The organism is Providencia sp. PROV223 (assembly GCF_028479245.1).
Lineage (GTDB): Bacteria > Pseudomonadota > Gammaproteobacteria > Enterobacterales > Enterobacteriaceae > Providencia > Providencia rettgeri.
This window is the reverse complement of sequence record NZ_JAMPNG010000004.1, coordinates 175279-187843: the sequence shown is the minus strand read 5'-3', so window position 1 is coordinate 187843 and position 12565 is coordinate 175279. Positions and strand designations below refer to the sequence as shown.

11 protein-coding genes are annotated in these 12565 nt (G+C 41.3%); 4 read left to right on the top strand and 7 right to left on the bottom strand.

Going from position 1 to position 12565, the window contains the following annotated elements; genetic code table 11:
* Nucleotides 1–198: 198 nt before the first annotated feature.
* Nucleotides 199–1896, top strand: a complete 1698-nt coding sequence (locus tag PR767_RS07160) for an NAD-dependent malic enzyme (protein ID WP_115167696.1) — start codon at nucleotides 199–201, stop codon at nucleotides 1894–1896.
* A 282-nt stretch (nucleotides 1897–2178) separates the two neighbouring features.
* Nucleotides 2179–3060: a rhomboid family intramembrane serine protease gene (locus PR767_RS07155; protein ID WP_196719756.1), complete on the top strand. Its 882-nt coding sequence runs from the start codon at nucleotides 2179–2181 to the stop codon at nucleotides 3058–3060.
* 64 nt (nucleotides 3061–3124) lie between these two features.
* On the opposite strand, the gene PR767_RS07150 is transcribed toward PR767_RS07155, so the two are convergent.
* From PR767_RS07150 to PR767_RS07130, 5 genes are all read right to left on the bottom strand, one after another.
* On the bottom strand, nucleotides 3125–3907 hold the full coding sequence (locus tag PR767_RS07150; RefSeq protein ID WP_004909234.1) for a sulfite exporter TauE/SafE family protein: 783 nt from the start codon (nucleotides 3905–3907) through the stop codon (nucleotides 3125–3127).
* Nucleotides 3907–4752 carry a MurR/RpiR family transcriptional regulator gene (locus PR767_RS07145; protein WP_004909230.1) on the bottom strand — a complete coding sequence of 282 codons (846 nt, stop codon included), beginning with the start codon at nucleotides 4750–4752 and terminating at the stop codon, nucleotides 3907–3909. Before PR767_RS07145 ends, PR767_RS07150 begins: the two co-directional genes overlap by 1 nt.
* 15 nt (nucleotides 4753–4767) lie before the next feature.
* Nucleotides 4768–6129, bottom strand: coding sequence for a PTS transporter subunit EIIC (locus PR767_RS07140; RefSeq protein ID WP_004909226.1), 1362 nt, complete (start codon nucleotides 6127–6129; stop codon nucleotides 4768–4770).
* A 56-nt stretch (nucleotides 6130–6185) separates the two neighbouring features.
* Nucleotides 6186–7106: an N-acetylmuramic acid 6-phosphate etherase gene (gene murQ / locus PR767_RS07135; protein ID WP_109910987.1), complete on the bottom strand. Its 921-nt coding sequence runs from the start codon at nucleotides 7104–7106 to the stop codon at nucleotides 6186–6188.
* A gap of 168 nt (nucleotides 7107–7274) precedes the next feature.
* Nucleotides 7275–7970 (bottom strand): sugar-binding protein, encoded by a 696-nt coding sequence (locus PR767_RS07130; protein ID WP_109910986.1) that lies wholly within the window; start codon nucleotides 7968–7970, stop codon nucleotides 7275–7277.
* 368 nt (nucleotides 7971–8338) lie between these two features.
* On the opposite strand from PR767_RS07130, the gene sanA reads away from it, so the two are divergent.
* Complete coding sequence (gene sanA, locus PR767_RS07125) at nucleotides 8339–9043, top strand: outer membrane permeability protein SanA (protein ID WP_109910985.1); 705 nt, start codon at nucleotides 8339–8341, stop codon at nucleotides 9041–9043.
* A gap of 20 nt (nucleotides 9044–9063) precedes the next feature.
* On the opposite strand, the gene yeiB is transcribed toward sanA, so the two are convergent.
* Nucleotides 9064–10209: a DUF418 domain-containing protein YeiB gene (gene yeiB, locus PR767_RS07120; protein ID WP_109910984.1), complete on the bottom strand. Its 1146-nt coding sequence runs from the start codon at nucleotides 10207–10209 to the stop codon at nucleotides 9064–9066.
* A gap of 3 nt (nucleotides 10210–10212) precedes the next feature.
* Complete coding sequence (gene folE, locus PR767_RS07115) at nucleotides 10213–10872, bottom strand: GTP cyclohydrolase I FolE (protein ID WP_004256561.1); 660 nt, start codon at nucleotides 10870–10872, stop codon at nucleotides 10213–10215.
* Between the two features lie 447 nt (nucleotides 10873–11319).
* Here folE and moeA point away from each other — a divergent pair, with 447 nt between their 5' ends.
* Entirely contained in the window at nucleotides 11320–12561 is a 1242-nt protein-coding gene (moeA, locus tag PR767_RS07110) for a molybdopterin molybdotransferase MoeA (RefSeq protein WP_272520061.1), read from the top strand.
* The last annotated feature ends 4 nt before the right edge of the window (nucleotides 12562–12565 follow it).

The window sequence follows — 12565 nt, the reverse complement described above, 5'->3', positions numbered from 1 at the left end:
TAAGCGTGATCTACCTACCGTAATGCGTATGCCGTTATCGGCTTTCATTCCCTTTCGCGCATAAACTCCTTATCATATGCACAATATTTTTCAGTAAATTTTTTAACGCTTTTTTATCATTATTTACTGTACATATTTGCTGTTTACCTTAGGATCTACCCTGACTTTGTTGATTAATCGTCCGAAGAGTGATATTTCATGGAACATGAGTACGAAACAAAACGCCCTCTCTATATACCCTACGCTGGCCCAATTTTGCTTGAATTCCCTTTGCTGAATAAAGGAAGCGCCTTCACCGAAGAAGAGCGTGCAAATTTTAACTTGCATGGTTTACTTCCTGAACAAGTTGAAACCATCGAAGAACAAGTTGAACGCGCCTATCGCCAATTAATTGATTTTAAATCAGATATTGATAAACACATTTATCTGCGAAATATTCAAGACACCAACGAAACCTTATTTTATCGCCTTATAGATGCTCACCTCACTGAAGTAATGCCTATTATTTATACCCCAACCGTGGGTGAAGCTTGTGAGCATTTCTCTGACATTTATCGTCGTGCACGTGGTTTATTTATTTCTTATCCGAATCGTGAATACATCGACGACATGCTACAAAACGCCACTAAACAAAATGTGAAAGTGATTGTTGTTACTGATGGCGAACGTATTTTAGGCCTTGGTGACCAAGGTATCGGTGGTATGGGCATCCCAATTGGGAAACTCTCTCTCTATACCGCGTGCGGGGGTATCAGCCCTGCTTATACCTTACCTATTGTTATTGACGTAGGAACCAACAACCCACAGCGTCTGAATGACCCTCTGTATATGGGATGGCGTCACCCACGTATTACTGGTGATGAATACAACGAGTTCCTTGATGAATTTGTTCAGGCAGTTAAACGCCGCTGGCCAAACGTATTATTGCAATTTGAAGATTTCGCACAGAAAAATGCGATGCCTTTATTAACCCGTTACCGTGATGAACTATGCTGTTTCAATGATGATATTCAAGGCACCGCGTCAGTTGCATTAGGTAGTTTAATTGCCGCCAGCCATGCCGCAGGCAGTAAGCTAAGTGACCAACGCGTGACTTTCTTAGGTGCAGGCTCAGCGGGTTGCGGTATCGCAGAACAAATTATCGCTCAAATGAAATCTGAAGGGTTAAGCGACGAAGAAGCGCGTTCGCGCATTTATATGGTTGATCGTTTTGGTTTATTAACCGATAAACTGCCTAATTTACTCGATTTCCAAGCCAAATTAACCCAAAGCAGTGGAAATTTAACCGACTGGGATGTTAACAGTGACTCAATTTCACTGTTAGATGTCGTACGCAATGCCAAACCAACCATATTGATTGGTGTGTCTGGCCAAGCTGGGTTATTCACAGAAGAAATCATTAAAGAGATGCATAAGCACTGTGAACGCCCTATTGTGATGCCGTTATCTAACCCAACATCACGTGTTGAAGCTCGCCCTGAAGACATTATCAATTGGACTGATGGCAAGGCCTTAGTCGCAACAGGAAGTCCATTTAGCCCAGTGTCTTACAAAGACCAAGTGTTCCCAATTGCACAATGTAACAACTCCTATATCTTCCCGGGTATTGGTCTTGGTGTGATTGCCTCTGGTGCTAAACGTGTCACTGATGGCATGTTAATGGCTGCCAGCCGTGCTCTCGCCAGCTGTTCGCCACTAGCCAAAAATGGCGAAGGTGCGCTATTGCCTTTACTGTCTGATATCCAAGATGTTTCACGCATTATTGCTAAACAAGTGGCAAAAGAAGCACAAGTTCAAGGTGTGGCAACGGTCACTTCGGATAGCGCGCTTGATGAAGCTATTGAACGCAATTTCTGGAAGCCTGAGTACCGTACCTATAAACGAACTTCGTTTTAATTTGTCATAATGACGTTGAAAGGAGCTCTTAGAGCTCCTGAGGTTGTTGACAAAGCGGGATAAAAGCGTGGTTTTTCCCGCTTTGTGTTATCAGCCGAAAATCAATAAATTGATTTTCCTAATTTATTTTCAAAACCTATCAGACTTGCTGCTCTTTAGAGCTCTTTTTTTGTTTTTTATGACCCCTACAAAATGATATCTGCATTCTCAGATAATGATAAATTGCGCTAAACAAATCACTTATTTAAGATAACGGCCATGACTGATTAATAGGACATTTACATGACTGGCGACCTCAATACTGCTATTCCACAGAAACCTAAGTTTTCCCTATGGGCAATAGCCCTAACGCTTTTTATTGCAGTGCTGAATATTGTTGTTTATTTTTACCAGCTCAATTATGCCGCCCCACTCGATTCCCAAGAAAATAATTTATTGCTATTTGGTGCCAATGTTTACCAACTTTCATTAACGGGGGATTGGTGGCGTTATCCAGTCAGTATGGTATTGCACTCAGGTGGTATGCACCTTGCTTTAAATACATTGGCCTTGTTTGTTATTGGGATTGAATGCGAACGCACCTATGGAAAATTTAGGATGCTCGCGATATACCTATTTTCAGGTATTGGCGCCGCATTTTTTAGTGCTTATTGGCAATATAGCGAAGCCATTAAGGAAGCAGCAAGCCGAGCATCAATGAATGCATGGAACAGTTTATATTTACCTGATAACACAGTGTATATTACTGTTGGCATTGGTGCATCTGGTGCCATTATGGGGTTAGCTGCGGCTTCTGTCATTGATTTATTAAAAAGAATTAATCACCCCAACCTTTCTCTTGAAGAACGCAACCAATTAAAACGCCCGCTATATAATATTATTGGGATGATTGCGTTAACTCTTATCAATGGTTTGCAGTCAGGTATTGATAACGCAGCTCATATTGGTGGCGCAATACTCGGTGCAGTTATCAGTGGCGCTTTTGTACTAGCTCCCCATGCAACAGCTCGAGCAAAACTGCTGTCTAGTGGCTTAATTGTATTTATAGCCGCCGCCTTACTCGCTATTACACTCAGCCAGTTTTCTTCCTTACAAGACGAAGACCTAAACTATGAGCGCCAGTTTATTTACCAAGAAATGACAAAAGAGCTTAATCAGCGATAAACGCACCGTTTTTAATGAAGAGTCAGTCCTATTATTAACAACATCAATAATAGGACTCATGACCCTAGAAGGTGAATAAATTCATTGTCATCATTACTGCACTACAGGTAATTAATAACAATGTAATGTATTGAAAGGTGCGTTCAGATAAACGGATCAGTAAATATTTAGCCAGTGGCATCACAATCAATGCCCCTGCACACAATATCAGCGCCAATTTTAAATCCGTATAGCCATCTTGCGCATAAGCTAAAGCAGAGGAACCGGATAACACGGTTGTTACAAAAATCGATGTGCCAATTGCTTGCTTAATATTTAGTTGCATATAGCGCAATAACATAGGGAGAACAACCACCCCACCACCAACACCCGTTGCACCAAGTACAACACCCGCCAAGATAGCTGGCACAGCCATGGATTTTAGCTGGTCCCCTTTCGCCGTTTCTTGTTTGATGATCGAAACAAAAAACATTCGCTGAATAAATAAATAGAGCGAAAAAATAATGGCAGCAGCCACTAAGAGATTAATCCCCCACTCAACTTGTTTTTCATACCCCGGTAACCCCCCCAGCCATGTTACAAACAAACTAGAGAGAAAGGTGCTCGGTAACATAATCGCTAACACAATCATTGCCCCTTTAAAGGGAATATTGCCTAGTCGAAAATGCATATAAGAAGAAGAAACCTTCATTAACATCGAAAGAAAATTGGCAGTGGCTACTGCCGCTAATGCATTTAGCCCAAAAAAATAGGTCAGTATCGGTAATACAATCACACCACCACCGACACCCGTTGTGCTAATAATCAGCCCAATCAGTGCACCTATCGCTAACTCCGTTACAATCATTAACTCTTGCCTTGTATCAGTGCTCGTCGCCCTTTTTGTAATGCTTCATTTGCATCACTATCTGCTAACGTGAGGTATTTAAAAAATAATGTATCGAAAGTAATCATCTGTAACACTTGGGGGGTGATGATGCCTAATTGGGAGTGTTGCTCATCATAAAAATAAGGCAAGGCGAAGTCCGCTAACTTCATCGCTTCATCTTGGCCAAAACGCGTCAGTGCGACTGTCGGGCATCCGGTTTCTTTTGCAGAACGAAGCATGCTATTGATTTCTTGAGTATTTCCGCGTGCCGTTACCGCAATAGCAAGGTCTTCTGGCCCCAAATTTGCCGAGTAACTTAGCTGAACATGCAAATCATAACTAAACAGTGCATGTTTATTAATGCGAATTAATTTATGGAAAATATCACTGGCAACAATAGCTGAAGACCCGACACCAAACAGCACAATACGTTTGGCCTGGTACATTTTTTGCGCAATCGTATCCACAACTGGTGGTTCAAGCAGATCCAGTGATTTTTCAATAGCCGAAATAAACATGTGCCCCGTTTTAGCGATAATCTGAGAAGTATCATCGTGGCGACTCAGATTACCGTATAGGCTTTCGGCTTTGTGTTGTTTCTCATCCGACAAATAATCGACTTTAAATTCAGGATAGCCACGGTACCCCATTTGACGTGAAAAGCGGATAACAGATGCACTACTTACCCCAGCCGCCTGCGCCAACTCCGCTGCATTCATCGCGATAAGACTTTCGCGGTTATCCAGCAAAAAGGTGGCAATACGTTGTTCTGTGCCTTTACCGCGTGTCTGCAAGCTTTCCAGTTTTACCGTCAGTGTCGACATGGCTTTTCCTTCTAATTATTTTTCTGGATCAGTGAAGCCTATTATCATACTGGCAATGAACCCGACAATCCATGCACCCGCAACAGCAATTAAGAAATCCAATATTTGGCCATCACCCACTAATGGAATTAATGATAACCCGGCAGTACCAAATGGAATGATGATCCCGACATGGAAGAACGCCATTAATGCGCCGCCAGCTGCGCCACCAATACAACCTGCAATGAATGGTTTACCTAATGGTAATGACACACCAAATAAAAGTGGTTCACCGACACCAAAAATACCCACAGGTAACGCACCGACTAATGTTTTCTTCAAGCGTTGGTTTTTGGTTTTTAAATAAACCCAGAAACATGAACCCACTTGCCCCATTCCACCCATGGCTAAAATTGGGAACAAGTAATTCAGGCCAAACGTTTGTAAAATTTCAGCATGAATTGGGATCAAGCCTTGGTGTAAACCCGTTAATAATAAGAATAAGAAACTTCCCCCCAAGATACCGCCAGTCGCCACGGCACCACCGCCACTATTTAATAAAGCGACAGAAACACCTTGCGCTAAAATTTGGTTTAAGTAATGTCCTGCAGGTTGGAACACTACAATTGCCACCATCGCTGAGACTAAAATGGTCACAAATGGCGTCACGATGAGGTCTAAGCTTTCTTTAATGATACTTCTAAACCACACTTCAAATTTAGAAGAGAAAACGACCACCATAAGCACTGCAAAAATTCCCCCACTACCCGGGACTAACTTCGAGCCAAATAAGGTGATATCCGCTAAACCTGGCATTGAAAGTAATCCAGCCATGACCGCACCAATTGAGGTAGATGCACCAAGCTCTTTCGCAGTATTCACCCCAATCATAATTGAAAGATAAACAAAGACTGCACTACCAATCAATTTTAATAACTTAAATAATTCAGGGAATTGTTCAACAACGCCTGGTGCCACTAAACGCACAATATTGATCAACCCCATAATCAAACCACAACCAATCAGTGCAGGAATGGTTGGAACAAAAATGGCGGCCAACGTATTTAGCATACGTCGTATGGAAAATGCTTTTTTCTCTGCTGGTGCTGCACTTTCCGTTGTTGCAGAGGTACTACCTTGCATGCGTTTGTTCATCACCGAAAAGACTTTCGCTGCGGTTCCCATTCCAACAATCACTTGTTGTTGCTCACCATTGAAAATAACGCCTTTTACACCCTCAATTTGTTTCAAAGCTTCAGCATCGAATTTACTGTTATCTTTTAAAACTAAACGGATACGCGTCATACAGTGAGTTAATGTTGCCACGTTCTCAAAGCCGCCCGCATATTTTTCTATTTCTCTGGCGAGTACTTCCAGATGTTCTATCTTATTAGCCATATGATTCCCCTGATGTTGACTGAGCCAGTAAACCCGCTCTTCATCACGCTATCCCATTACTTAACGGTGATTGCTAACATGCTGTCCAAGGTGGTGTTTGGATGCTGTTGAACAATATCCGTTGCTTGCTGTGCATTAATCTGTAGCTCATGCATTAAAATTGCGCGTCGTGGATGATAATCCACTTGTGCCAATAACCCTGCCGCGGTGTGTTCATCAATACCGCAGACTTCACTAACAATCCGTTCTGCGCGGCGCAGTAATTTGATATTACTAGCAACGACATCAACCATTAAATTAGTATGAATACGACCTAATCGCCCCATTACACAGGTACTTAGCATGCCTAAAATCATTTTTTGTGCAGTACCGCTTTTCATGCGAGTTGAACCCGATAACACTTCAGGGCCAACATCGGGTGCAATAGCTAATTTTGCGACATCACTGACTAATCCCCAGCCTCGCGTGGTAATAGCCACCGTTAACGCACCGATTTCATTGGCGTATTCAATACCTGCTAAAGTAAATGGTGTACGTCCACTGGCAGCAATCCCCACCACGACATCTTTTGCGCAAAGCTGGCGCTTTTTAAGCTCATCAATCGCTGATTCCGCTGAATCCTCAATATTTTCAACCGCTTTTAACATTGCATCTTGGCCACCCGCAATAATCGACTGTACCATTTCAGGCGAAGTACCAAATGTTGGTGGGCATTCTGCACTGTCTAATACAGCTAGCCTGCCACTGGTACCCGCCCCAATGTAAAACAAGCGTCCACCTTGCTTTAAGCACTCAGCAACAGCATCAACCACTTGGGCAATCGCAGGTAGAACGGCCTGAATAGCACCTGCAACCGTACTATCTGCTTGGTTAATAACGTTCACCATAGAGAGTGTATCCAAACGTGAAAACTGTTGCGTTTCCTGATTGAATTCATTGTGTAGACAGTCACTCAGAGTATTTTCGGCTAGAGACATTCAAACGCCCTCATGAAATTTAATTTCATTAAAAAATACATTAAATGAATTTTTATTTCAATTTAAATCACTGCGATTTCATACAACTTAATTGCAGGTTATGATCTTTCTCACAATATTACGTTTGTATTGAAAAGCTACCGGTGACGAAAGCCACCGGCGATAACGCTATTTTACGAACTTGCAGGTTCCGAAGGCTGATGGGATGTGAAAATCAGGTTTAACGGAATCAGGTTTGATCCAGCTAATCCATTTACGCACTTGCTTTGGCTCACCTGCACTAAACTCTCCGCGCAAAATGGCACACATTAGTGTCTGTTTGTCCGCATCTTGCCATAAATCGAGTTTAGTAAATTCATCTAAATCAATTTTTCCTGTTAATACATAACCATTTGGCGTTATTTCACCCACCGTTTGTAATGTTTCCCAGTTCCAACTTGGGTCAACTTCACGATAATAATTAGCTTTTGCATCGAAAGTACGCCCTTTCGGGTCCATTTCCGCCGTGTAATACGGTTTTAATTCAGGACTAGTCGCGAAAAAGAGTTCAACTCGGTCAGAATCTAACACCGCCTGGTCTTTATCTGAGTTATCACCTAGCTGAATATCTTTATCATCTGCAATAAATCGGAAATATAATGTGTCATCACTCCACAGGGCACGAAAATCTGTTTTAGGAGCCGCTTCCTTTTCCCATGGGTAAGTAAAATCGGTTAATACTTCTGCTTTTTCCCAGACTTCCGTACTTTTTGTCGCATCATTGAGTGATTTTAACTGATCGGTATGATTGATTTGGTATTCTTTCGCCGCCACACTTGCTGTAACAAGTACAGCACTTGTGGCTAATAATGTCGTTAGTTTCATACTTTCCTCACCTTCCTGATTAAAAATCTGTTATTCACAAAAAACCATTAAAGAAACAATATTTCACAATCAATTCAAAATATAGAATTAAAATTTCATAATATATAGCTTCATTCTATAAAAACTATCATGATGTGAAGCTGCTCACTCTTTGATGAGAATGTGATTTATCTTTTTCATCCAATGTCTGATTAATTTTGATTCAATTAATAGGCTTAATATTAGTTAACCCCGATTGTAATGTAGACATTGACATGATTTTACGTTACGCGACTTGCGTCACTAATTTAAGTCAAGTAGCCTAGAGATACTGGCCTATTGAGGCTAACAATTTCTAAATTATGACTCTTTATTATCAAGGCTAGGACATGAGGAAACGTCTGTTTTTTGGTCTTATTATTCTTGCAGGGATCGCATTTACGACCATATTGTTGCTTGATCGCTGGATAAGCTGGGATACCGCCCCCTATATCTATGAAGATGTAGAAAAATTGCCTGCGCGCGATGTCGGGATGGTACTTGGCACATCCAAATATTATTCCTCTGGCGTTAATAACCTCTACTATACCTATCGTATTAAAGGCGCAGCTGAGGCATACCACAGTGGAAAAGTTAAGTATTTACTTCTTAGTGGTGATAATGGCGCACATAATTACAATGAGCCAATCAACATGCGTAAAGATTTAATAAAAGAAGGGGTTCCAGCCTCTAAAATTGTGCTCGATTTTGCAGGTTTTAGGACATTAGACTCGGTGGTACGTACTAAAAAAGTGTTTGATACCGATAACTTTACCATTATTACCCAGCGTTTTCATTGTGAACGAGCGGTTTTTATCGCCAAACATAAAGGTATTGATGCGCAGTGTTTAGCGGTTCCGACACCATCTGGAATGTATAAAGTAAGAGTACGTGAAGTATTTGCACGGCTAGGAGCTCTGGCGGATTTATATATTTTAAAACGCGAACCTAAATTTTTAGGTGAGCAAGAATCCATCCCTGCTCCCATTAAAATGCCTGCAGGAATTAAAGGCTATCCGGCTGTTTCACCGGATGAAGTCAATAAATTGAATTAGACCTATAAGTAGATGAACCTTCATCTACTTATTAACTTTCCCGTCAATTTGCGCCAACACCATTCAAGTGGCCCCTGGCTAAAAAACATTAACCAATAATAAGAAAACAATAAATTTGCTCCCCAAATAACGGGAACCAAAACAAGTAATTCAACCCGTGTAAATTGCCCAAAATAGCCTAAGTGGTAAAACAGTGTGGTACAAATTAGCGTTTGCAAAATATAATTACTCAACGCCATACGACCCACATATTGCAGCCCATGGATTATTTTGTTGTTTACCACTATCCCCCAAAAGCCATACACCAGAGCTATATATCCTAAAGATTGAAATGGAATAACTAGCTCATTAATAATATAACCAATGATTGATGTTGAAAAATAGCTCCAATTGAATTGGCTTTGTATGTATAGCGAAACTATTTGAATCAATAACGATGGCAAGATAAATATGCAGGCTATTTTGCGATAATGTTGAGCGGTGAATTGCCCTCGTAACCAACCATTTTTCATTAACAACGCGCCAATAATCATCAACGCAGATAATTGCCAGCCATATTGGATAACCAGCATTTCAACCATCTTGAGCATCTCTGATGCTCGATAATACACACCATCCATTCCCCCAGAGGTATGTATAGTATATTCAAATGCTAATTGCTTATCCGAGGTTTGCCAAAAACCTGAGGGATCTACACCACTTCCCAACACGAGCAAGATAAGTAACCCAATCAAATATAGTGATAGTGCTATTTTCAATAAAAAACCATCATCATATTGATTAAGCAAATAGGTTACCAACAAGCCCGTTAATGCATAGGCCAAAAGAATATCACCGTCCCAAAAGCCAACCCCATGAATCACCCCGAACAGAGCTAAAACAAATAAACGGCACTGGTTCCAACGAAGAGAACGAGGCTGCAACAACACGAGAGTTGCCCCAAAGAGGATGGAAAAAATAGCGAGAACTTTACCTTGAAAAAGGACATTGAAAACACCCCAGAGGTAAGCCTCTGACTCGGGTGTTGTATTGGTGTAATAAGGGTTTAAATACGCCGCTTGTGGTAAAGCAAAAGCAAAGATATTCATTAAAAGAATACCTAAAATCGCTATACCACGGACGGCGTCAAGCGCGTCAATACGACTTGACGGTGTCGTTGTTGTCATAAATTATAAATGACGAACTGCACGTAAAAATTCTTGCCGTGTGTTTTGGCTTGATTTAAACAACCCGCCTAATGACGTTGTTGTTGTTGCACTTGTCGCGTCACGAATACCACGTGCTTTCACGCAATAATGCACTGCATCTATGCAAACAGCCACATTCGTAGTTCCCAGTAATGTTTGCAAAGCAACCAAAATTTGCTGTGTTAAACGCTCTTGCACTTGTGGGCGTTGTGAAAAAAATTGCACAATCCGGTTAATTTTCGATAAACCAATAACTTTATCTTTTGGAATATAGGCAACCGTTGCTTTTCCATCGATCGTAACAAAGTGGTGTTCACAGGTGCTTGTAAGCGTAATATCACGCACGGTGACCATTTCATCCACTTTCATTTTATTTTCAATCAGAGTGATTTTTGGAAAGTTCGCGTAATCTAGCCCTGAAAAAATTTCATCAACATACATTTTTGCGATGCGACGAGGGGTATCAGCTAAACTGTCATCGGTTAAATCCAAATTCAGCAGCGTCATGATCTCTGTCATGTGCCCTTCAATCAGTTTCTTGCGTTCGTCGCCTGATTTTGGCTGGATACGCAAAGGCGTTTCTAAGCCTCTTGCCTCCAGTGCGGCATGAACTAATTCGGCCTCTTTACTCAGAGATGACATGTGATCCTCCACAAATGGTATAACTATTTTTATAAAATGCAGGTGTGCGGTACTCTAAAACAGCAGGTACAGATAATCCAGTACAACATGGATAATTACCGTGAAATATTTGCATTTATTCATGCAATTCATTCACCCTGTCAATCTATTCTTTAAAAGGTTTTACACCTTATATACGGTGATTAATAGCACATTTTTTATTGATACATTAATTTTAAAAGATAAATATAAAGTGCCTAGAATATTTAACATGATTATAGCAGCAACAGTTTTGTTATTTTGTGCATAATTTTCTCTGTGCTAATACCAGCTGATTGACTAAATCTCACTAAAAGCTATCTGTAATCAATTTCTATTCATTCACCCACTAATGGATTTCTGCCATAATATGCATTACGAACACATTTTAAGCCTCAAGGCAGATAACAATAATGAGGGTCATTATTTATGGATCAGTGTCATACTAACGATTTGATTTCTCTAGATGTTGCATTGGAAAAATTACTATCTCAAACAAAAACCGTCACAGATACCGAAATCATTCCACTGACCTCCTCTGCACAGCGCATCATTGCGACAGACCTGATTTCCCCTATCAATGTCCCACCATTTGATAATTCTGCTATGGATGGCTATGGCTTACGTTTTGCCGATTGGGATGGGAAAACACCAATGTCAGTGGCAGGTAAATCATTTGCCGGCAACCCAATGGAAGGCGAATTAAAAGCAGGTTGCTGCGTGCGTATTATGACGGGCGCCCCAATCCCACAAGGTGTGGATACGGTTGTGATGCAAGAGTCTACAGAGCAAACGGACGAAGGCATTGTATTTACCCAACCTATTAAACAAGGTAGTAACGTTCGTAAAGCAGGGGAAGATATTGCCCAAGGCAGTGCAGTGTTCCCAGCAGGAACGTTACTCACAACAGCCCAACTGCCGTTAATTGCTTCACTGGGGATTGCAGATGTCACCGTATATCGTCGCCTTAAAGTTGCCGTTTTTTCAACGGGCGATGAGCTACAAGCCGTTGGCCTTCCTTTAGCAGATGGGCAAATTTATGATACTAACCGTTTCACCGTTCGCCTGATGCTTGAAAAACTTAACTGCGAAGTACTTGATCTAGGTGTGATACCGGACTCGCCAGAAAAACTCAAACAAACCTTTATCGAAGCTAACCAACACGCTGATTTGGTCATCAGTAGTGGCGGCGTTTCCGTGGGTGAAGCTGACTATACCAAACAAATTTTGGATGAATTAGGCACGATTGGTTTTTGGAAGTTAGCCATTAAACCAGGAAAACCCTTTGCATTTGGTAAGTTAAGTGACGCTTGGTTTTGTGGGTTACCGGGGAACCCTGTTTCTGCCGCACTCACCTTCTACCAATTGGTTCAACCACTGATTGCACGCCTTTCAGGACACAGCCAATGGCGTGCCCCGCTACGCTTCAAAGTTCCGGTTACCACCGCGTTGAAGAAAAGCCCTGGTCGTTTAGATTTTCAACGAGGAATTCTAAGCGCTAATGAACAAGGACAATTGCAAGTCGCCACGACGGGTCACCAAGGCTCACACGTGTTTAGTTCATTTAGTTTAGCTAACTGCTTTATTGTCCTTGAAAGAGAACGTGGCCGTGTTGAAGCGGGTGAAATGGTTGAAGTCGAAATGTTTAACTATTTATTAAAAAGTGAATAATAAC

Coding starts and splice junctions, on each gene's coding strand:
- PR767_RS07160 (WP_115167696.1), top strand. CDS start 199: ATGGAACATGAGTACGAAACAAAACGCCCTCTCTATATACCCTACGCT.
- PR767_RS07155 (WP_196719756.1), top strand. CDS start 2,179: ATGACTGGCGACCTCAATACTGCTATTCCACAGAAACCTAAGTTTTCC.
- PR767_RS07150 (WP_004909234.1), bottom strand. CDS start 3,907: ATGATTGTAACGGAGTTAGCGATAGGTGCACTGATTGGGCTGATTATT.
- PR767_RS07145 (WP_004909230.1), bottom strand. CDS start 4,752: ATGTCGACACTGACGGTAAAACTGGAAAGCTTGCAGACACGCGGTAAA.
- PR767_RS07140 (WP_004909226.1), bottom strand. CDS start 6,129: ATGGCTAATAAGATAGAACATCTGGAAGTACTCGCCAGAGAAATAGAA.
- murQ (WP_109910987.1), bottom strand. CDS start 7,106: ATGTCTCTAGCCGAAAATACTCTGAGTGACTGTCTACACAATGAATTC.
- PR767_RS07130 (WP_109910986.1), bottom strand. CDS start 7,970: ATGAAACTAACGACATTATTAGCCACAAGTGCTGTACTTGTTACAGCA.
- sanA (WP_109910985.1), top strand. CDS start 8,339: ATGAGGAAACGTCTGTTTTTTGGTCTTATTATTCTTGCAGGGATCGCA.
- yeiB (WP_109910984.1), bottom strand. CDS start 10,209: ATGACAACAACGACACCGTCAAGTCGTATTGACGCGCTTGACGCCGTC.
- folE (WP_004256561.1), bottom strand. CDS start 10,872: ATGTCATCTCTGAGTAAAGAGGCCGAATTAGTTCATGCCGCACTGGAG.
- moeA (WP_272520061.1), top strand. CDS start 11,320: ATGGATCAGTGTCATACTAACGATTTGATTTCTCTAGATGTTGCATTG.